This window comes from Streptomyces sp. P9-2 (genome assembly GCF_051903975.1).
In the GTDB taxonomy this organism is placed as follows: domain Bacteria; phylum Actinomycetota; class Actinomycetes; order Streptomycetales; family Streptomycetaceae; genus Streptomyces; species Streptomyces cellulosae.
The window spans coordinates 1,050,357-1,070,139 of sequence record NZ_CP192633.1; the positions used below are offsets into that span (position 1 = coordinate 1,050,357).

The window sequence follows — 19,783 nt, forward strand, 5'->3', positions numbered from 1 at the left end:
TCGACCGTCATGACGAGAGGAGGTGCCGCCAGTGATCGCGAACGTATCGGCGCACCGGCGGGCGAACGCCTTCGCCCAGGCCCTGGAGGAGCAGTCCGACCGGGGCACGGCGGCCGAGCGAACCGAAGGACCGGCACCGGCCGCGGCCGCCGCCCGGACCGAACAGGCCCAGCTGCTCACGCTGGCCTCCGGTCTGGGCGCGCTGCCCCGGCCGGAACTCGACCCCGAGGTGAAGGTCGTCCAGCGAGCCCAGCTGGTGGCCGCGTTCGAGGCCATGCTCCAGGAGGGCACCGCCGCAGGCGAGGCGACGGACCGGGCCGTTCCCGAACAGCGCTCGCGCCGCGCCAAGGGCGCCCACCGGGCGACCCCGCTGGGCAGGCTGCGGCCCCGGTCGCGGCTGGCCAAAGGGCTCACCGCGGGCGGACTCACCGTCGGCGTCGCCGCCGGCGCCCTCGGCGGAGTCGCCGCCGCCAGCTCCGACGCCCTCCCCGGCGACTCCCTCTACGGGCTCAAGCGCGGCATCGAGGACGTCAAGCTCACCCTCGCCGACGGCGACGACGAGCGCGGACGGGTCTACCTCGACCACGCCTCCACCCGGCTCAACGAGGCCCGCCGGCTGATGGAGCGCGACCGCTCCGGCTCCCTCGACCACGAGTCCCTGAACGAGATCCGCCGCGCCCTGTCCGGCATGCGGTACGACGCCTCGGAGGGCCACCGGCTGCTCCGCGAGGCGTACGAGCGCAACCCGGACTCCCTCGGCCCCATGCAGGCGCTCTCCTCCTTCTCCCGTGCCCACCGCGACACCTGGGGCAGCCTGCGCGAGCGGCTCCCCGTGCAGCTCGGTGACGTCAGTGAGCAGGTCACGTCGGTGTTCGACGCCATAGACGAGGACGTCGCCCCGCTGCAGTCCCTGCTGCCCCCGTCGCCCGGCGACGAGGGGGACGACGGCAAGCGGCTCGGCGGCTCCGCCCCGGCCTCGGACGCCCCGTCCGCGGCCCGGCCCTCGACGTCCCCCGGCGCCGGACGGGACGGTTCCGGCACGGGCGAGGCGGGCAGCGCGGACCCGACCGGCTCCGCCGACGCCGGGCGCGATAAGGACGGCCTGCTCGGCGGGAACACGGGCGGTCTCCTCGACCCACCCCAGGAGAGCGGTCAGAGCAGCACGCCGCCGCCGACGGGCTCGGCCACCCGGCCTCCCTCCCCCGACGTCACGCTCCCACCTCTCCTACCCGGGCTGCTGCCGGGTCTGGGCATCGACGCGGAGGACCGGGAGTAAGACCGGGGGCGCCCCTCCCGCACGAAGGCGAGGGGCGCCCCCCGGTCCACGTCACCAGCCGTTTGGAAGAACACCGACCGACGCTGCACCAGCAGCTTGGCCCCTCCTGACTGCCGCCCTCGCACTGCAGCGCAGGCCTCGGACGGCTGCACCGGACTCCGTCCGTCGGCTCAACGCCCCGCCCCCGCACAGGGGAACGTCAGAAGAACACCGACCGCCGCTGCACCAGCAGCTTGGCCCCTCCTGACTGCCGCCCTCGCACTGCAGCGCAGGCCTCGGACGGCTGCACCGGACTCCGTCCGTCGGCTCAACGCCACGCCCCCGCACAGGGGAACGTCAGAAGAACACCGACCGACGCTGCACCAGCAGCTTGTACAGCGTGTGCTGGATCTGCTCCCGCACCTGGTCGGTCAGGTTGAACATCAGCATCGGGTCCTCCGCGGCCTCCGGCGGATACCCGTCCGTGGGGATCGGCTCTCCGAACTGGATCGTCCACTTCGTCGGCAGCGGAATCGCCCCCAACGGCCCCAGCCACGGGAACGTCGGCGTCAGCGGGAAGTACGGGAAACCCAGCAGCCGCGCCAGCGTCTTCGCGTTGCCGATCATCGGATAGATCTCCTCCGCCCCGACCACCGAGCACGGCACGATCGGCGCCCCGTGCCGCAGCGCCGTCGACACGAACCCGCCCCGCCCGAACCGCTGCAGCTTGTACCGCTCGGAGAACGGCTTCCCGATCCCCTTGAAGCCCTCCGGCATCACCCCGACCAACTCACCCTGCGCCAGCAGCCGTTCCGCGTCCTCCGCGCAGGCCAGCGTGTGCCCCAGCTTCCGCGCCAGCTCATTCACCACCGGCAGCACGAACACCAGGTCCGCCGCCAGCAGCCGCAGATGACGCCCGGCCGGATGGTGGTCGTGCACGGCGACCTGCATCATCAGCCCGTCCACCGGGACCGTCCCCGAGTGGTTGGCGACGATCAGCGCACCGCCCTCGGACGGGATGTTCTCGATGCCCTTCACCTCGACCCGGAAGTACTTCTCGTACATCGGGCGCAGCAGCGACATCAGGACCTGGTCGGTGAGTTCCTCGTCGTAGCCGAAGTCGTCGACCTCGTAGTCCCCGGTGAGCCGGCGGCGCAGGAACGCCAGGCCGCTCGCGATCCGCTGCTCCAGGCCGCCGTCGCCGCCCTCGCGGTCCGCGGCCCGCTCACGCGGCTGTTCGTCCTCACCGGTCACGGGATCATCCTCCCGCGCCGCGGCCGTCCCCGGCAGGGGCTGGACCTCCCCCACCGCGGCGGGCGGCCGCGTCCCGCCCTGGCGCCGGCCGGCCGCACCACGGCGGCGCGACGCGGCACTCCCGCGGGAGCGGTGGTCGTCGTCGAACGGAATGACCTTGGCGTCCGCCATCGTTGCTGCGCTCCTCAGTCGGCGCCGTGCGCCGGCACATGGCCGCTGCCCGGCACGGGCAGCGCGGCGATCCGGTCGACGGCCCTCGCGACGGTCTCCGGCGGCAGCAGCCCCGGACCGCGGCTGCGCACGAAGTCCGCAAACGTTTCGGCAGTCGAGTACTTGGGGGTGAAACCCAGCGTCTCCCGCATCTGGTCCGTCGCCACCACCCGCCCGTGCGTCAGCAGCCTGATCTGCTCGGGCGAGAAGTCCGACATCCCCAGCGTACGCATCAGCGAGCCCGCCCAGGTGACCGCGGGGAGCAGCAGCGGCACCGTCGGCCGGCCCAGCCGCCGCGAGCACTGCGACAGCAGCAGCACCCCGTCCCCGGCGATGTTGAACGTCCCGCTGTTGAGGGTCCCGCGCCGCGGCTCGTGCGCGCCGATCCGCAGCACCTCGACCACGTCGTCCTCGTGCACGAACTGCAGCCGAGGGTCGTAGCCGAACACCGTCGGCAGCACCGGCAGCGCGAAGTACGACGCGAGCGGGGTGTCCGCGGCCGGGCCCAGGATGTTGGCGAACCGCAGCACGCACACGGCGACGTCCGGGCGGCGCCGCGCGAAGCCCCGCACATACCCCTCGACCTCCACCGTGTCCTTCGCGAAGCCGCCGCTGGGCAGCGACTTGGGCGGCGTCGACTCGGTGAACACCGCCGGGTCGCGCGGCGCGGAACCGTAGACGTTGGTGCTGGACTTCACCACGAGCCGCCGGATGTTCGGCGACTTCTGGCAGGCGCCCAGCAGCTGCATGGTGCCGATGACGTTGGTCTCCTTCAGCGACGCCCGGCCGCCGCCGCCCAGCGGCGTGCCCGTCACGTCGAGATGGACGACCGTGTCCGCGCCCGACTCGGCCAGCACCCGCGCGATGGTGGGCTGCCGGATGTCCGCCTGGACGAAGTCCGCGCCGCCCAGATGGTGCTCGGGCCGCACCGCGTCCACGGCGACCACCCGGTCCACCTCGGGGTCCCGCTGGATCCGCCGCACGAAGCGGCCCCCGAGCTGCCGGGCCACCCCGGTCACGAGCACGACCTTGCCCAAGATCAGCGCCTTCCTCTCACCCTGCTGCCGACGGCCAACCTATCGGGTCGCCGTCGCCCTGTGATGCCGAGCGGACACGTGAAGTGACAACCACCCCGGGACGTACACCGGACGCACCATGGCGACGGCGTACCAACGGGCAGTGGCCCCCCACCGAATCGCGGTGGGGGGCCACTGGGACACGCTCTCGCGCTGTCGCTTACTTCTTGTTGCGACGCTGGACGCGCGTGCGCTTGAGCAGCTTGCGGTGCTTCTTCTTGGCCATCCGCTTGCGCCGCTTCTTGATAACAGAGCCCACGACTACCCTCGCTCACTTCTCATCACTCGGTGTTTGGGCGCCATGGGCCCACACGACCTTCGAGGGGTCAGCCTACCCGCCCGAGCGCTGAGGTCGTAATCGAGGTGACCGGGAAGGCCCACGAGTGCCCGATACGGACCTTCCCGGATCGCCGTCAGGCCGTTTCCACCCCCACGTAGCTCTCGCGGAGGTACTCGTGTACCGCTTGCTCCGGGACGCGGAAGGACCGCCCCACCCGGATCGCGGGCAGATGACCGCTGTGCACCAGGCGGTACACGGTCATCTTCGACACTCGCATCACCGAGGCGACCTCCGCCACGGTAAGGAACTGAACCTCGTTCAGAGGCCTCTCGCCAGCTGCAGCCATGACACACCTGAACCTTCCGCACTCGACGGCCACCGGCTTCCCCTTCCGGTGACTCTTCGTCGTTGCGTGCTCACTCCCCAATGTAGGGGCGGGTGATGCGAGTGGGGAAGAGGTGCACCCATCGGCGGCCTACTGTGACAGACACGCTCGATTGAGTACGTAGCGGGTCAGCGGCAGGTAGTAATCGGACCGCGCACCGTCGTCAACCGGAACGACCACCGAGACCGCGCCCTCGGCCTGCCCGACGAACGGCGCCGGATCGTTCACATCGGCCGGACCGACGCTCTCGAACCCCAGCTGACCTGCCCCGCAGATCCAGCCGTGGTCCCCGATCACCAGCCCGGGCAGCGGCCCGCCGGCGTCGGCGGCGGCCGCCAGAGCGGCCCGAACCGGGAGGGGGGAGTGCGTGTGCGCGCCCGGCTCACCACCGGGGCGCTGCGCGGTCGCGCCCCGGACCAGCCCGACCCCCCGGACGTAGTCGAGCATGGCCGTGCGTAGACCGAACCGGGTCGTTATGTCGACACAGCGACCCTGCGCGGGGGTGAGGATCTCACATCCCGCCGCCGACAAGGCGTCTGCGAGAACGGCGTAGAAACCGAGCAGCCGATGCGGGTGCCCGGTGCCCAGCAGCACCGGAACGCGGCTCCTCGCGGCCTCCGCCAGCCGTTCCGCACAGGCGTCCAGGGCGGCCAGCGTACGCTCCGGATCGATGGCCTCGGGCCCGGACGTCCGCCCCGGATCCGCCGCCACCCCGCACCGGTCCGCCATCAGCGCGAGCACCTCCCGCTCGCCCCACGCCCCGACCGGGTCGAGCCCGATCAGCACCCGCGGGTCCCGGGCCGCGAACAGCCGGTAACTGCGCAGGCTCTCCTCCCGGGTGGTGCCCACCACCCCGGCGAGCCCGGCCGAAAGAAGATGCGCGCGAAGACGGTCGGCGGTCACCACACTCGCGATGGTGCGCCACCCGCCCGCGTCCGCGGGCCGGAACGGGACCCACACCCCACGGTCGGCGTAACAACCGTCGCGCAGCCCGTCGCGACGGCCTCGTCCACGCCGACCCCGCCCACCCCGCCGATCGCGAGGACCTTGAGCTCGACGACGACACCACCGGGTGCCGGCCATCACCCGGTCATGGCCACCTGTCCGGCCCGGCGGTGTACCGCGGTGACGTCCGCCGGCCGTCAGGGCAGCAGGCCCCTCAGCGGGAACACCGCCCGGCGGGTCGCCAGGATCGCCTGGTCCAGCCGGTCCGCCGGGTCGTACCCCTCGTCCCACGCCGCCCACGGCACCGGCCACCGGCCGTCCGTCATCCGGTGCGGCGCCGGCTGCCGCGTCCGCGCGTACACCTGCCGCCGCCACTCGTCCGGCACCAGCTCCGTCGGCTCCACGGGCCGCCCGGCAGCGATCGCCACCAGGTGCGACCAGGACCTCGGCACCACCTCGATCACCGCGTAACCGCCGCCGCCCAGGGCCACCCACCTGCCCTCGGCGTGCTCGTGCGCCAGGTCGTGACAGGCCACCTGCACCGCCCGCTGCGCGTCCAGCGACACCGCGAGATGCGCCAGCGGGTCCTCGAAGTGCGTGTCGGCGCCGTGCTGCGTCACCAGCACCTGCGGCCGGAAGTCCGCGATCAGCTCCGGCACCACCGCGTGGAACGCCCGCAGCCACCCCGCGTCCCCGGTGCCCGCCGGCAGCGCCACGTTCACCGCGCTGCCCTCGGCGTTCGGCGCGCCCGTCTCCTCGGGCCACCCGGTCTGCGGGAACAGAGTCCGGGGGTGCTCGTGCAGCGAGATCGTCAGCACGCGCGGGTCCTCCCAGAACGCCGCCTGCACCCCGTCCCCGTGGTGCACGTCGACGTCGATGTACGCCACCCGCTCCGCGCCCAGCTCCAGCAGCCGCGCGATCGCCAGCGCGGCGTCGTTGTACACGCAGAACCCGGACGCGGCGCCCGGCATCGCGTGGTGCAGCCCGCCCGCGAAGTTCACCGCGTGCAGCGCCTCACCCCGCCACACCGCCTCGGCCGCGCCCACCGACTGCCCCGCGATCAGCGCCGACACCTCGTGCATCCCCGCGAACGCCGGATCGTCGACCGTCCCCAGCCCGTACGACTGGTCCGCCGACCCCGGATCGGCCGACGCGGCCCGCACCGCGTCGATGTAGTCCTCCCGGTGCACGAGCCGCAGCGTCGACTCCCCCGCCGCCTTCGCCGCGACCACGTTCACGTCACGGTCCAGGCCGAGGGCGGTCACCAGGCTGCGGGTCAGCGCCAGCCGGACCGGGTCCATCGGGTGGTCCCGGCCGAAGTCATAGCCCGTTACTGCTTCGTCCCACATCAGCTGTGCGCGGCCGCTCATGCCCGCAACCGTATCGGTCGGCCCCCGGCGCGAACGAACGGGCGTGCACAAGCGTCACCAGCACCAACACCATCGGCACCAGCATCGCCCCGCGATAGCTCCACGCATCCCCCAGCGCCCCCACCAGCGGCGAACCGATCAGAAAGCCGACGTAGTTGAAGACGTTGAGCCGTGCCACGGCCGCGTCCGACGCCCCCGGCCGCCCCGTCTCGTCCGCCCTGCGCCCCGCCGCCGCGAACGTCTGCGGCACCAGCACGCACAGCCCGAGCCCCAGCAGCGTGAACCCGAGCATCCCCACCCACGCCCCGGGTGCCGACGCCACCACGGCGAACCCGCCCGCCGCCACCAGCGCCCCCGCCCGCACCACCGCCACGGCCCCGAACCGCCGCACCCCGACGTCCCCGACGGTCCGCCCCAGCAGCGTGGTGACCATGTAGACGTTGTACGGCACGGTCGCCATCTGCTCGGAGCTGCCCAGCACGTCCTGGAGGTACTTCGCGGACCAGTTGGAGACCGTCGAGTCCCCGATGTACGCCACCGTCATCACCAGGCACAGCGGCAGCAGCCACCTCAGCCCACCGCCCGCGCCGGCGCCCTTCTCCACGGGCGCCTGGGCCTCCCCGTCGACATACCAGCGGCTGCCCACGAGCGCGGCCGGCAGCAGCACCAGCACCACCGGCAGATACGACACCCACAGGGCCAGTCCGTAGTGCGCCCCGACCCACGCGAGCGACGCCCCGACGATCCCGCCCAGGCTGTACGCCGCGTGGAAGCTCAGCATGATGCTCCGCCCGTACGCCCGCTGCAGACTCACCCCGAGCATGTTCATCGAAGCGTCCAGCGCGCCCACGGCCAGCCCGAACACCGCCAGCGCGAGGGCGAGGAGGGCCATGTGGCCTCCGGCCCCGACGGCCAGCAGCGCCAGCAGCACGACGGGCTGGGACCACCGCAGCACCCGGCTCGGCGCCACCCGCCGCACCAGCCGCTCCGTGGAGACGCTGCCGATGCCGGCCAGGATCGGCACGGCGGCGAGGAAGACGGGCAGCATCCCATCGGAGACCCCGTACCGGTTCTGGATGCCCGGGATGCGCGTCACGAGCAGAGCGAAGGCGACACCCTGCACCAGGAAGCTGAACGCCAGCGAGGCCCTGCCGCGCCGCAGCACATCAGTCATGGCGGGAGCGTAGGGCTCGGGGGTACCGGTGGGTAGATCCGGTCAAAGATGAATCGTGCTCAGTTTTCGGCGGGGCCGCCGTCCGTGAGCAGGGGGAGCAAGTCCCGCATGTCGGCGAAGAGCCGGGTGGCGCCGGTGAGCTTCTCCGCCGGCGTCATCGCGGTGAACCCGTAGACGTCCATCCCGGCCGCGACGGCCGCCTGGACTCCGAGCGGGCTGTCCTCGACGACCACGCAGCGCTCGGGGGCCGTGCCCATGCGCTCGGCCGCGTACTGGAAGAGGTCGGGTGCGGGCTTCCCGCGGCCGACGTCCTGCGAGCTGAAGATGCGCGCGTCGTCGAAGAACCGATCCAGCCCGGCCGCCCGATGCCCGACACGGATCCGCTCATGACTGCCGGACGACGCCACGCAGTACGGCACACCGTCGGCCGTCAGCTTCTCCAGTGCGTCGGCGACTCCGGGCACGGGCTTCAACTCCCGCTCGAACGCGGCGAAGACACGGGCGTGGAAGACGTCGTCGAAGTCGGCCGGCAGCCGCTGCCCGGTCCGCTCCTCGATGAGGTCGTGCACCCGGTGCATGGCGGACCCCATGTAGTCGCGGATGGAGTCCTCGTAGGTGGTGGGGTGCCCGAGCTCGGTGAGATACGCGGCGAGGTGTCGGTTGGAGATGGGCTCGCTGTCGACGAGGACGCCGTCGTTGTCGAAAATTACGAGGTCATAGCGCATGGACCTGACCCTAAACGCAGAAAGCCCCCGTGCCGAATGGCACGGGGGCTCTCATTGAAGAATTGTTCGGCGGCGTCCTACTCTCCCACAGGGTCCCCCCTGCAGTACCATCGGCGCTGTAAGGCTTAGCTTCCGGGTTCGGAATGTAACCGGGCGTTTCCCCTACGCTATGACCACCGAAACACTATGAAACTGACAACCGGCACCACACCATGACCTGGCATGGGGTTGTTCATGGTTTCAGAACCAACACAGTGGACGCGAGCAACTGAGGACAAGCCCTCGGCCTATTAGTACCGGTCAACTCCACACGTTACCGTGCTTCCATATCCGGCCTATCAACCCAGTCGTCTACTGGGAGCCTTACCCTCTCATGGAGGTGGGAGCCCTCATCTCGAAGCAGGCTTCCCGCTTAGATGCTTTCAGCGGTTATCCCTCCCGAACGTAGCCAACCAGCCATGCCCTTGGCAGAACAACTGGCACACCAGAGGTTCGTCCGTCCCGGTCCTCTCGTACTAGGGACAGCCCTTCTCAAGACTCCTACGCGCACAGCGGATAGGGACCGAACTGTCTCACGACGTTCTAAACCCAGCTCGCGTACCGCTTTAATGGGCGAACAGCCCAACCCTTGGGACCGACTCCAGCCCCAGGATGCGACGAGCCGACATCGAGGTGCCAAACCATCCCGTCGATATGGACTCTTGGGGAAGATCAGCCTGTTATCCCCGGGGTACCTTTTATCCGTTGAGCGACGGCGCTTCCACAAGCCACCGCCGGATCACTAGTCCCGACTTTCGTCCCTGCTCGACCCGTCGGTCTCACAGTCAAGCTCCCTTGTGCACTTACACTCAACACCTGATTGCCAACCAGGCTGAGGGAACCTTTGGGCGCCTCCGTTACTCTTTAGGAGGCAACCGCCCCAGTTAAACTACCCATCAGACACTGTCCCTGATCCGGATCACGGACCCAGGTTAGACATCCAGCACGACCAGACTGGTATTTCAACGACGACTCCACCCGAACTGGCGTCCGAGCTTCACAGTCTCCCAGCTATCCTACACAAGCCGAACCGAACACCAATATCAAACTGTAGTAAAGGTCCCGGGGTCTTTCCGTCCTGCTGCGCGAAACGAGCATCTTTACTCGTAGTGCAATTTCACCGGGCCTATGGTTGAGACAGTCGAGAAGTCGTTACGCCATTCGTGCAGGTCGGAACTTACCCGACAAGGAATTTCGCTACCTTAGGATGGTTATAGTTACCACCGCCGTTTACTGGCGCTTAAGTTCTCAGCTTCGCCCACCCGAAGGTGAGCTAACCGGTCCCCTTAACGTTCCAGCACCGGGCAGGCGTCAGTCCGTATACATCGCCTTACGGCTTCGCACGGACCTGTGTTTTTAGTAAACAGTCGCTTCTCGCTGGTCTCTGCGGCCACCCCCAGCTCGAGCAGCACGTGCTCTCACCAGGAATGGCCCCCCTTCTCCCGAAGTTACGGGGGCATTTTGCCGAGTTCCTTAACCATAGTTCACCCGAACGCCTCGGTATTCTCTACCTGACCACCTGAGTCGGTTTAGGGTACGGGCCGCCATGAAACTCGCTAGAGGCTTTTCTCGACAGCATAGGATCATCCACTTCACCACAATCGGCTCGGCATCAGGTCTCACCCTTATACGAGTGGCGGATTTACCTACCACTCGGGCTACACCCTTACCCCGGGACAACCACCGCCCGGGATGGACTACCTTCCTGCGTCACCCCATCACTCACCTACTACCAGCTCGGGTCACCGGCTCCACCACTCCGACCTCGTCCGAAGACTCAGCCGGCGGCTTCACGGGCTTAGCATCACTGGATTCGATGTTTGACGCTTCACAGCGGGTACCGGAATATCAACCGGTTATCCATCGACTACGCCTGTCGGCCTCGCCTTAGGTCCCGACTTACCCTGGGCAGATCAGCTTGACCCAGGAACCCTTAGTCAATCGGCGCAAACGTTTCTCACGTTTGTATCGCTACTCATGCCTGCATTCTCACTCGTGAACCGTCCACAACTACCTTCCGGTGCTGCTTCACCCGGCACACGACGCTCCCCTACCCATCCACACAGGCGTTGGCCCTATTGTGTGAATGACACGACTTCGGCGGTACGCTTGAGCCCCGCTACATTGTCGGCGCGGAATCACTAGACCAGTGAGCTATTACGCACTCTTTCAAGGGTGGCTGCTTCTAAGCCAACCTCCTGGTTGTCTGTGCGACTCCACATCCTTTCCCACTTAGCGTACGCTTAGGGGCCTTAGTCGATGCTCTGGGCTGTTTCCCTCTCGACCATGGAGCTTATCCCCCACAGTCTCACTGCCGCGCTCTCACTTACCGGCATTCGGAGTTTGGCTAAGGTCAGTAACCCGGTAGGGCCCATCGCCTATCCAGTGCTCTACCTCCGGCAAGAAACACACGACGCTGCACCTAAATGCATTTCGGGGAGAACCAGCTATCACGGAGTTTGATTGGCCTTTCACCCCTAACCACAGGTCATCCCCCAGGTTTTCAACCCTGGTGGGTTCGGTCCTCCACGAAGTCTTACCTCCGCTTCAACCTGCCCATGGCTAGATCACTCCGCTTCGGGTCTTGAGCGTGCTACTGAAACGCCCTGTTCGGACTCGCTTTCGCTACGGCTTCCCCACCCGGGTTAACCTCGCAACACACCGCAAACTCGCAGGCTCATTCTTCAAAAGGCACGCAGTCACGACGCAAGGACAAGTCCTTGCGCGACGCTCCCACGGCTTGTAGGCACACGGTTTCAGGTACTATTTCACTCCGCTCCCGCGGTACTTTTCACCATTCCCTCACGGTACTATCCGCTATCGGTCACCAGGGAATATTTAGGCTTAGCGGGTGGTCCCGCCAGATTCACACGGGATTTCTCGGGCCCCGTGCTACTTGGGTGTCTCTCAAACGAGCCGCTGACGTTTCGACTACGGGGGTCTTACCCTCTACGCCGGACCTTTCGCATGTCCTTCGCCTACATCAACGGTTTCTGACTCGTCGACCAGCCGGCAGACTGATCAAGAGAGATCCCACAACCCCCACGACGCAACCCCTGCCGGGTCTCACACGTCGTAGGTTTGGCCTCATCCGGTTTCGCTCGCCACTACTCCCGGAATCACGGTTGTTTTCTCTTCCTGCGGGTACTGAGATGTTTCACTTCCCCGCGTTCCCTCCACACTGCCTATGTGTTCAGCAGCGGGTGACAGCCCATGACGACTGCCGGGTTTCCCCATTCGGACACCCCCGGATCAAAGCCTGGTTGACGACTCCCCGGGGCCTATCGTGGCCTCCCACGTCCTTCATCGGTTCCTGGTGCCAAGGCATCCACCGTGCGCCCTTAAAAACTTGGCCACAGATGCTCGCGTCCACTGTGCAGTTCTCAAACAACGACCAACCACCCATCACCCCAAGCCATACGGCTCGAGTGCACTGGGGCCGGCACTGAAGGCAGCCATACGGCCGTACCCTCAGACACCCAACAGCGTGCCCGACACACTCCCCGCTTCCCTCAACGTTCCACGCTCCGAAGAGCAGTACTAGAAGGAGAAGACGATCAAGTGTGCCGAGTAGTCAACGTTCCACCCATGAGCAACCAGCATCAGACGTTCGCTGATGAACTGGCCTCTGACCAACCGAAGTTGGTGAGAAGTGCTCCTTAGAAAGGAGGTGATCCAGCCGCACCTTCCGGTACGGCTACCTTGTTACGACTTCGTCCCAATCGCCAGTCCCACCTTCGACAGCTCCCTCCCCACAAGGGGGTTGGGCCACCGGCTTCGGGTGTTACCGACTTTCGTGACGTGACGGGCGGTGTGTACAAGGCCCGGGAACGTATTCACCGCAGCAATGCTGATCTGCGATTACTAGCGACTCCGACTTCATGGGGTCGAGTTGCAGACCCCAATCCGAACTGAGACCGGCTTTTTGAGATTCGCTCCACCTCGCGGTATCGCAGCTCATTGTACCGGCCATTGTAGCACGTGTGCAGCCCAAGACATAAGGGGCATGATGACTTGACGTCGTCCCCACCTTCCTCCGAGTTGACCCCGGCGGTCTCCCGTGAGTCCCCAGCACCACAAGGGCCTGCTGGCAACACGGGACAAGGGTTGCGCTCGTTGCGGGACTTAACCCAACATCTCACGACACGAGCTGACGACAGCCATGCACCACCTGTACACCGACCACAAGGGGGACCCTGTCTCCAGGGTTTTCCGGTGTATGTCAAGCCTTGGTAAGGTTCTTCGCGTTGCGTCGAATTAAGCCACATGCTCCGCCGCTTGTGCGGGCCCCCGTCAATTCCTTTGAGTTTTAGCCTTGCGGCCGTACTCCCCAGGCGGGGCACTTAATGCGTTAGCTGCGGCACGGACGACGTGGAATGTCGCCCACACCTAGTGCCCACCGTTTACGGCGTGGACTACCAGGGTATCTAATCCTGTTCGCTCCCCACGCTTTCGCTCCTCAGCGTCAGTATCGGCCCAGAGATCCGCCTTCGCCACCGGTGTTCCTCCTGATATCTGCGCATTTCACCGCTACACCAGGAATTCCGATCTCCCCTACCGAACTCTAGCCTGCCCGTATCGACTGCAGACCCGGGGTTAAGCCCCGGGCTTTCACAACCGACGCGACAAGCCGCCTACGAGCTCTTTACGCCCAATAATTCCGGACAACGCTCGCGCCCTACGTATTACCGCGGCTGCTGGCACGTAGTTAGCCGGCGCTTCTTCTGCAGGTACCGTCACTTTCGCTTCTTCCCTGCTGAAAGAGGTTTACAACCCGAAGGCCGTCATCCCTCACGCGGCGTCGCTGCATCAGGCTTTCGCCCATTGTGCAATATTCCCCACTGCTGCCTCCCGTAGGAGTCTGGGCCGTGTCTCAGTCCCAGTGTGGCCGGTCGCCCTCTCAGGCCGGCTACCCGTCGTCGCCTTGGTGAGCCATTACCTCACCAACAAGCTGATAGGCCGCGGGCTCATCCTGCACCGCCGGAGCTTTCGATCACCAAGGATGCCCAAGGCGATCAGTATCCGGTATTAGACCCCGTTTCCAGGGCTTGTCCCAGAGTGCAGGGCAGATTGCCCACGTGTTACTCACCCGTTCGCCACTAATCCCCACCGAAGTGGTTCATCGTTCGACTTGCATGTGTTAAGCACGCCGCCAGCGTTCGTCCTGAGCCAGGATCAAACTCTCCGTGAATGTTTACCCGTGATCGGGTGCACACATCACGAGAGCGGAACATCGGGAGGAATAATCCCGACGTTCACAGCGTCCTCGCTGTGTATTTCTTCAAAGGAACCTCGTCTCAGAGAGACGGGGTATCAACATATCTGGCGTTGACTTTTGGCACGCTGTTGAGTTCTCAAGGAACGGACGCTTCCTTTGTACTCACCCTCTCGGGCTTTCCTCCGGGCGCTTCCCTTCGGTCTTGCGTTTCCGACTCTATCAGATCTTTTTCTCGACCTGACCCCCGGTCAGCTGGGTTTGTCCTTCCGGCCGTTGCGGGCCGTTCCGACGAGTGAGACTTTAGCGGATTCCCGGCTCCCGACCTAATCGGGGTCCTGCTCCCTTTCGGGTGCGGATTCCTCATTCCATGAATACGCACGCCAATGACGCGCCCGCGGACAAGCCGCCGACGTCGATCAGGAGTGGTACTCACAGGATGGCTGTCCGGGGCCGACCGGAGTCGGTGCTCACGTCGGACAACTCGGAGAACACTACGGATCCCCCAGGTGCGTGTCAACTCGCTGCGGTGCCCCACCCCCGGGGCGTAGTCTCAGGGGCATGACGACGCGTACGCACAGCCAGTTCTGGTGGGCCGCCTGACGGCGGTCGTCCTGCGTATGCACCCAACGGCCGCCGCCTCGGCGGCCGTTTTGCTTTCTCCCTCCGGAGCTCGAGGGGCGGCCGTCCCGGACGGCGGCCTCGACGCTCGACAGGAGTGGGGAGAAGAGATGACTCGGGTCTTCAGCGGTATCAAGCCGACCGGACATCTGACGCTGGGGAACTACCTCGGAGCCATGCGGCGGTGGGCCACGGTCGACCAGTACCGGGCGGACGCACTGTTCTGCATCGTCGACCTGCACGCCCTGACCGTCGACCACGATCCGGCACGGGTGCGCCGGCTGAGCAGGCAGGCGGCCACGCTGCTGCTGGCGTCGGGGCTGGATCCGGAGCGGTGCACGGTGTTCGTGCAGAGCCATGTGGACGAGCACGCCCGGCTGTCGTACCTGCTGGAATGCGTGGCCACCGACGGCGAGATGCGCCGGATGATCCAGTACAAGGAGAAGGCGGTGCGCGAGCAGCGGCGGGGCGGGAGCGTGCGGCTGTCGCTGCTGACGTATCCGGTGCTGATGGCGGCGGACATCCTGGCGTACGGGACGGACGAGGTGCCGGTCGGGAACGACCAGACGCAGCACGTGGAGCTGGCGCGGGACATCGCGGTGCGGTTCAACCAGCGGTACGGGCACACGTTCGTCGTGCCGCGGGCGACCAGTCCGGCGGTGGCGGCGCGCGTGATGAACCTGCAGGAGCCCGGTTCGAAGATGGGCAAGAGCGACGACACCGGGCCGGGGATCGTCTATCTGCTGGACGAGCCGGAGGCGGTGCGGAAGAAGGTCATGCGGGCGGTGACCGACAGCGGCACCGGGGTCGTCTACGACCGGGCGTCGCGGCCGGGGCTCGCGAACCTGCTGGAGATCCTCGCGGCCTGCACCGGCGGGGATCCCGAGCGGCTGGCGGGGTCGTACGACGGGTACGGGGCGCTGAAGAGAGACACGGCGGACGCGGTGATCGAGGTGCTGCGGCCGCTGCGGGAGCGGCACCAGGAGCTGTGCGCCGACCCGGGTTATCTGGAGGGCGTGCTGCGGGAGGGCGCCGCGCGGGCGCGGGGGATGGCGCGGCCGACGGTGGACGCCGCCTACCGGGCGATCGGCCTGCTGCCGGCCTCGGAGGACGTGGCGGCGGCTCCGTCGGGCGCGGCCCGGTAGGTGCGGCGGGCGGCCGCGGCGCGGTGACGTAGCCGCGGCCTGCCGGGGTCAGCCGGTCAGCCGTTGTTGCCGGAGGCCAGTTCGCGGCTGCGGTCGCGGGCGGCTTCCAGGGCGGCGATGAGGGCCGCGCGGACGCCGTGGTTCTCCAGCTCGCGGATGGCGTTGATGGTGGTGCCGGCGGGGGACGTGACGTTCTCCCGCAGCTTCACGGGATGTTCGCCGCTGTCGCGGAGCATCGTCGCGGCGCCGATCGCGGACTGCACGATCAGGTCGTGCGCCTTGTCGCGGGGCAGGCCGAGCAGGATGCCTGCGTCCGTCATGGCCTCGACCAGGTAGAAGAAGTACGCCGGGCCGGAGCCGGAGAGCGCCGTGCAGGCGTCCTGCTGGGACTCGGGCACGCGGAGGGTCTTGCCGACGGCGCCGAAGATCTCCTCGGCGTGGGCGAGGTGGTCCGCGGTGGCGTGGCGGCCGGCGGAGATGACCGACATGGCCTCGTCGACAAGGGCGGGGGTGTTGGTCATGACGCGGACGACCGGGGTGCCCTCGGCGAGGCGCTCCTCGAAGTACGCGGTGGGGATGCCCGCCGCGCCGCTGATGACCAGGCGGTCGGCGGGGACGTGCGGGGCGAGCTCGTCGAGGAGGGTGCCCATGTCCTGCGGCTTGACCGTGAGGATGAGGGTGTCGGCGGTCTTGGCGGCTTCCTGGTTGGTGACCGGGGTGACGCCGTGACGCGCGCGGAGCTCGTCGGCGCGTTCCCGGCGGCGGGCGGTGACCAGGAGGTCGGCGGGGGACCAGCCGGCGCGGATCATTCCGCTGAGCAGGGCTTCGCCGATCTTTCCGGTGCCGAGGACTGCGACTTTCTGGGTCATGGCTGGGGGTGCCCTCCGGGGGTGGGTCGTCCTGGGGCGATTGTCCCATCCGGAGGGTGGTGGGGGCGGGGGTGTCCGGTGGGCGGACGGGCCTGTGGGGGTGCGGGACGGGTGGTTCGCCCCCGCCGCCCCTTCCCTTCCCGTCCCTGGGGCTGCGCCCCAGCCCCCTATCGGCCCTTCGGGCCTCGTCCTCAAACGCCGGACGGGCTGTCAGGGCGTCCTTCGTTTCAAGGTGGCCGCGCCCAGGGTCAGGACCAGCAGGGCCACCGCTGCCACGATCGTGACGTCGCGGACGAAGGCCGTCGTCAGGTCGGCGTGGTGGAGGACCTCGTTCATGCCGTCGACCGCGTAGGACATGGGGAGGACGTCGGAGATCGTCTCCAGGACCGGGTGCATGGCGTCGCGCGGGGTGAAGAGGCCGCACAGCAGCAGCTGGGGGAAGATCACCGCCGGCATGAACTGCACCGCCTGGAACTCGGACGCCGCGAACGCCGACACGAACAGGCCGAGGGCGGTGCCGAGGAGCGCGTCGAGCAGGGCGACCAGGAGCAGCAGCCAGGGGCTGCCGATGACGTCGAGGTCCAGGAACCACACCGCGAGTCCGGTGGCGAGGGCCGACTGGACGACCGCGACGGCGCCGAAGGCGAGGGCGTACCCGGCGATCAGGTCGCCCTTGCCGAGGGGCATGGCGAGCAGGCGTTCCAGGGTGCCGGAGGTGCGTTCGCGCAGGGTGGCGATCGACGTGACCAGGAACATCGTGATCAGCGGGAAGATACCCAGCAGCGAGGCGCCGATGGTGTCGAAGGAGCGGGCGCTGCCGTCGAAGACGTAGCGGAGCAGGAAGAGCATCACGCACGGGACGAGGATCATCAGCGCGATGGTGCGCGGGTCGTGGCGGAGCTGGCGCAGGACCCGGGCCGCGGTGGCGGTGGTGCGGGGCAGGCTGAGGGCGCCGGTGGCGGTCATCGGGTGGACTCCTCGGTACGGGCGGACGCGGCGGCCTCGTCGACCAGGCGGAGGAACGCGGTCTCGACGGTGTCGGCGCCGGTGCGGGTGCGCAGCTCCTCGGGGGTGCCCTCGGCGAGGACCTCGCCCGCGCGCATGAGAAGCAGCTGGTGGCAGCGCTCGGCCTCGTCCATGACGTGGGACGAGACGAGGAGGGTGGCGCCGCGCTCCTCGGTGAGGTTGTGGAAGAGCTGCCAGAGGTCGCGGCGGAGTACGGGGTCCAGGCCGACGGTGGGTTCGTCGAGGACCAGCAGCTCGGGTGTGCCGAGGAGGGCGACGGCGAGGGAGACGCGGCTGCGCTGGCCTCCGGAGAGGGCGCCGGCGAGGGAGTCGGCGTGGCCGGTGAGGTCGACGTCGGCGATGGCCCGGGTGACGTTCTCGTGGCGGCGGTCGGCGGCGGCCCGGCCGGGGTCGAGGATCGCGGCGAAGTGGTCGAGGTTCTGGCGGACGGTCAGGTCGTCGTAGACGGACGGGGCCTGGGTGACGTAGCCGATGCGGGTGCGCAGGGACGGGTGGCCGGCGGGGCGGCCGAGGACGTCGAGGGTGCCGGTGACCTTGGCCTGGGTGCCGACGACGGCGCGCATCAGCGTGGACTTGCCGCAGCCGGAGGGGCCGAGGAGGCCGGTGATGCGGCCGCGGGGGACCGTGAAGCCGAGGCCGCGCAGCACGGTGCGGGAGCCCCGGACGACGGTGAGGTCCTGGGCGTGGACGGCCGGCTCCTCCGGGGGCCGGGAGGAGTAATTCATCATGTGATGAATACTCCTCCCGGCGGCGCGGACGCGTCAAGCCGCCGGCGGCTTGGAAGCGAGGAGGAGGACGACGTCGTACGTCTCCTCGACGATCCCGTCCGGGAAGACCTCGAGGACGTGGCGGCGCTCCTCGGCGAGGAAGGCGGTGGTGCGGCCGGGGTCCTGGACGAGGAAGAGGGAGTGGCTGCCGATGTTGGCCAGGTGGGCGTCGACCGGGATGCGGCGGCTCCAGCGGACCAGGTGACGGCTCAGGCCGAGGCGGCCGGAGGGGTCGGCGACGGGGGCGTCGAGGTCGTCCTTCCCGCGGGAGAAGTCCCGCCCGAAGTGCTCGCCGGCCCGGGCGGACGCCTCGGCGATCCACGGGACGTCGAGGGCGCTGGTGTTCCACCACAGGGCGAGTGAGCCGCCGGGGCGCAGCACGCGCAGGGCCTCCGGGACGGAGCGGGCGGGGTCGGTCCAGTGCCAGGACTGGGCGTAGGTGATCAGGTCGGCGCTGCCGGCGGCGAGAGGGAGGGCGTTGCCGTCGCCGCGGACGACCGGAGTGCCGGGGAGGCGGCGGCGGAACTCCGCGGCCATGTCCTCGCCGGGCTCGACGGCGACGACGTGCGCGCCGCGCTCGAGGAGGCGGGCGGTGGCCAGGCCGGTGCCGGCGCCGATGTCCGCCACCCGGGTGCCCGCGAGCGGGCGGCCGGTGAGGTCCTCGATCGCGTCGAACAGGGCGGGCGGATAGGTGGGGCGGTGGTCGGCGTACTGCGCGGCGACCGCGTTGAAGGAGTGGGCGCGGGCGGTGTGGGTGACCTGGTCGGCCCCGGATGTCGTCATACGGCCATGGTCGCCGTGGGACGGGGTGGGGGGTGTCGGTTCTCCCTCGGCTGAACGGCTCAGGCGTCGTGGCGGCGGCGCTTGCGGGCGGGGTTGCCGGAGCGGCGGGTGATGCGGCGGTCGTACTCCTGGCGGGCCTGCTCGTACTCGGCGCGGTGCAGCTTCTCGCCGGGGGCCTCGGTGAGGGAGCGGAAGAAGTAGGCGAGGAGCGAGCCGACGAAGCCGATGGACAGGAGTCCGCGCAGGGACGACTGGCGGTCGGGGTCGGGGCGGGTGGAGAAGGAGGACCAGGTGTGGCCGAAGGCGAGGGCGCTGCAGACGGCGAACATCACGACGACGAGCAGCGAGACGAAGCCGCCGACGGCGGCGATCTGGAGCCCCTGGTAGGCGAACCGCAGCACGAAACACGCGGCGGCCGCGGCGGCCAGCGACCCGACGGCGACACCGAGCCGCCGGACGCCGTACCCACGGGAGCGGTCGACCCAGGTCGTCCCGAAGAAGCGGAGGGGTTCGGGCTGGGGCCCGGCGGGGGTGACCGGGACGCCGTTCGTGCGGTTCTCTTCTGCGCTCACGGTTCGATTGTGACTCCTCCCCCAGGCGACCGCGGGACGCCCCCGCCCCGTCGAGGGGGGCCGGCGGCGTCC

The 19,783-nt window shown here is 68.4% G+C and carries 15 protein-coding genes and 3 rRNA genes; 2 read left to right on the forward strand and 16 right to left on the reverse strand.

The features are described from left to right. The first annotated feature begins 31 nt into the window (after positions 1 to 31). Positions 32 to 1,276: a DUF5667 domain-containing protein gene (locus ACQY0Z_RS04950; RefSeq protein ID WP_439811884.1), complete on the forward strand. Its 1,245-nt coding sequence runs from the start codon at positions 32 to 34 to the stop codon at positions 1,274 to 1,276. Positions 1,277 to 1,612: 336 nt separating this feature from the next. Here the strand turns inward: ACQY0Z_RS04950 and ACQY0Z_RS04955 are convergent, their stop codons facing one another. From ACQY0Z_RS04955 to ACQY0Z_RS05005, 11 genes are all read right to left on the reverse strand, one after another. Further along, entirely contained in the window at positions 1,613 to 2,680 is a 1,068-nt protein-coding gene (locus ACQY0Z_RS04955) for a lysophospholipid acyltransferase family protein (protein ID WP_254586911.1), read from the reverse strand. A 14-nt stretch (positions 2,681 to 2,694) separates the two neighbouring features. Then, a complete protein-coding gene (locus ACQY0Z_RS04960; RefSeq protein ID WP_189907007.1) occupies positions 2,695 to 3,756 on the reverse strand; it encodes an NAD-dependent epimerase/dehydratase family protein in 1,062 nt (353 codons plus the stop codon). 199 nt (positions 3,757 to 3,955) lie between these two features. After that, entirely contained in the window at positions 3,956 to 4,054 is a 99-nt protein-coding gene (locus ACQY0Z_RS04965) for a 30S ribosomal protein bS22 (protein WP_003948845.1), read from the reverse strand. A gap of 154 nt (positions 4,055 to 4,208) precedes the next feature. Further along, a complete protein-coding gene (locus ACQY0Z_RS04970; RefSeq protein ID WP_004984898.1) occupies positions 4,209 to 4,421 on the reverse strand; it encodes a helix-turn-helix domain-containing protein in 213 nt (70 codons plus the stop codon). A gap of 129 nt (positions 4,422 to 4,550) precedes the next feature. Continuing rightward, a complete protein-coding gene (locus ACQY0Z_RS04975) occupies positions 4,551 to 5,366 on the reverse strand; it encodes a phosphatase (RefSeq protein WP_439811885.1) in 816 nt (271 codons plus the stop codon). A gap of 236 nt (positions 5,367 to 5,602) precedes the next feature. Next, positions 5,603 to 6,775, reverse strand: a complete 1,173-nt coding sequence (locus tag ACQY0Z_RS04980; protein ID WP_254586909.1) for an acetoin utilization protein AcuC — start codon at positions 6,773 to 6,775, stop codon at positions 5,603 to 5,605. Continuing rightward, positions 6,726 to 7,949, reverse strand: coding sequence for an MFS transporter (locus ACQY0Z_RS04985; RefSeq protein WP_439811886.1), 1,224 nt, complete (start codon positions 7,947 to 7,949; stop codon positions 6,726 to 6,728). The genes ACQY0Z_RS04980 and ACQY0Z_RS04985 overlap by 50 nt, the downstream gene beginning before the upstream one ends. A gap of 59 nt (positions 7,950 to 8,008) precedes the next feature. After that, positions 8,009 to 8,674, reverse strand: coding sequence for an HAD family hydrolase (locus tag ACQY0Z_RS04990; protein ID WP_189907015.1), 666 nt, complete (start codon positions 8,672 to 8,674; stop codon positions 8,009 to 8,011). A 64-nt stretch (positions 8,675 to 8,738) separates the two neighbouring features. After that, a 5S ribosomal RNA gene (rrf, locus tag ACQY0Z_RS04995) occupies positions 8,739 to 8,855 on the reverse strand. An 89-nt stretch (positions 8,856 to 8,944) separates the two neighbouring features. Next, positions 8,945 to 12,068: ribosomal RNA gene (locus ACQY0Z_RS05000) — 23S ribosomal RNA — on the reverse strand. 308 nt (positions 12,069 to 12,376) lie between these two features. Next, a 16S ribosomal RNA gene (locus tag ACQY0Z_RS05005) occupies positions 12,377 to 13,904 on the reverse strand. The 16S, 23S and 5S rRNA genes sit together here, the layout of an rRNA operon. Before the next feature lie 755 nt (positions 13,905 to 14,659). Here ACQY0Z_RS05005 and trpS point away from each other — a divergent pair. Next, positions 14,660 to 15,694, forward strand: coding sequence for a tryptophan--tRNA ligase (trpS, locus tag ACQY0Z_RS05010; protein WP_439811887.1), 1,035 nt, complete (start codon positions 14,660 to 14,662; stop codon positions 15,692 to 15,694). 56 nt (positions 15,695 to 15,750) lie between these two features. Here trpS and proC read toward each other — a convergent pair whose 3' ends face one another. The 5 genes from proC to ACQY0Z_RS05035 form a co-directional block, all read right to left on the reverse strand. After that, positions 15,751 to 16,563, reverse strand: a complete 813-nt coding sequence (proC, locus tag ACQY0Z_RS05015) for a pyrroline-5-carboxylate reductase (RefSeq protein ID WP_019526672.1) — start codon at positions 16,561 to 16,563, stop codon at positions 15,751 to 15,753. 210 nt (positions 16,564 to 16,773) lie between these two features. Then, the gene (locus tag ACQY0Z_RS05020) at positions 16,774 to 17,529 is read right to left on the reverse strand and encodes an ABC transporter permease (RefSeq protein WP_189897374.1); all 756 of its coding nucleotides are present in this window, start codon (positions 17,527 to 17,529) and stop codon (positions 16,774 to 16,776) included. Then, the gene (locus tag ACQY0Z_RS05025) at positions 17,526 to 18,317 is read right to left on the reverse strand and encodes an ABC transporter ATP-binding protein (RefSeq protein WP_439811888.1); all 792 of its coding nucleotides are present in this window, start codon (positions 18,315 to 18,317) and stop codon (positions 17,526 to 17,528) included. The genes ACQY0Z_RS05020 and ACQY0Z_RS05025 overlap by 4 nt, the downstream gene beginning before the upstream one ends. 33 nt (positions 18,318 to 18,350) lie before the next feature. Next, entirely contained in the window at positions 18,351 to 19,139 is a 789-nt protein-coding gene (locus tag ACQY0Z_RS05030; protein WP_439811889.1) for a class I SAM-dependent methyltransferase, read from the reverse strand. A 59-nt stretch (positions 19,140 to 19,198) separates the two neighbouring features. Next, positions 19,199 to 19,711: an EamA/RhaT family transporter gene (locus ACQY0Z_RS05035; protein WP_189897377.1), complete on the reverse strand. Its 513-nt coding sequence runs from the start codon at positions 19,709 to 19,711 to the stop codon at positions 19,199 to 19,201. Positions 19,712 to 19,783: the final 72 nt, after the last annotated feature.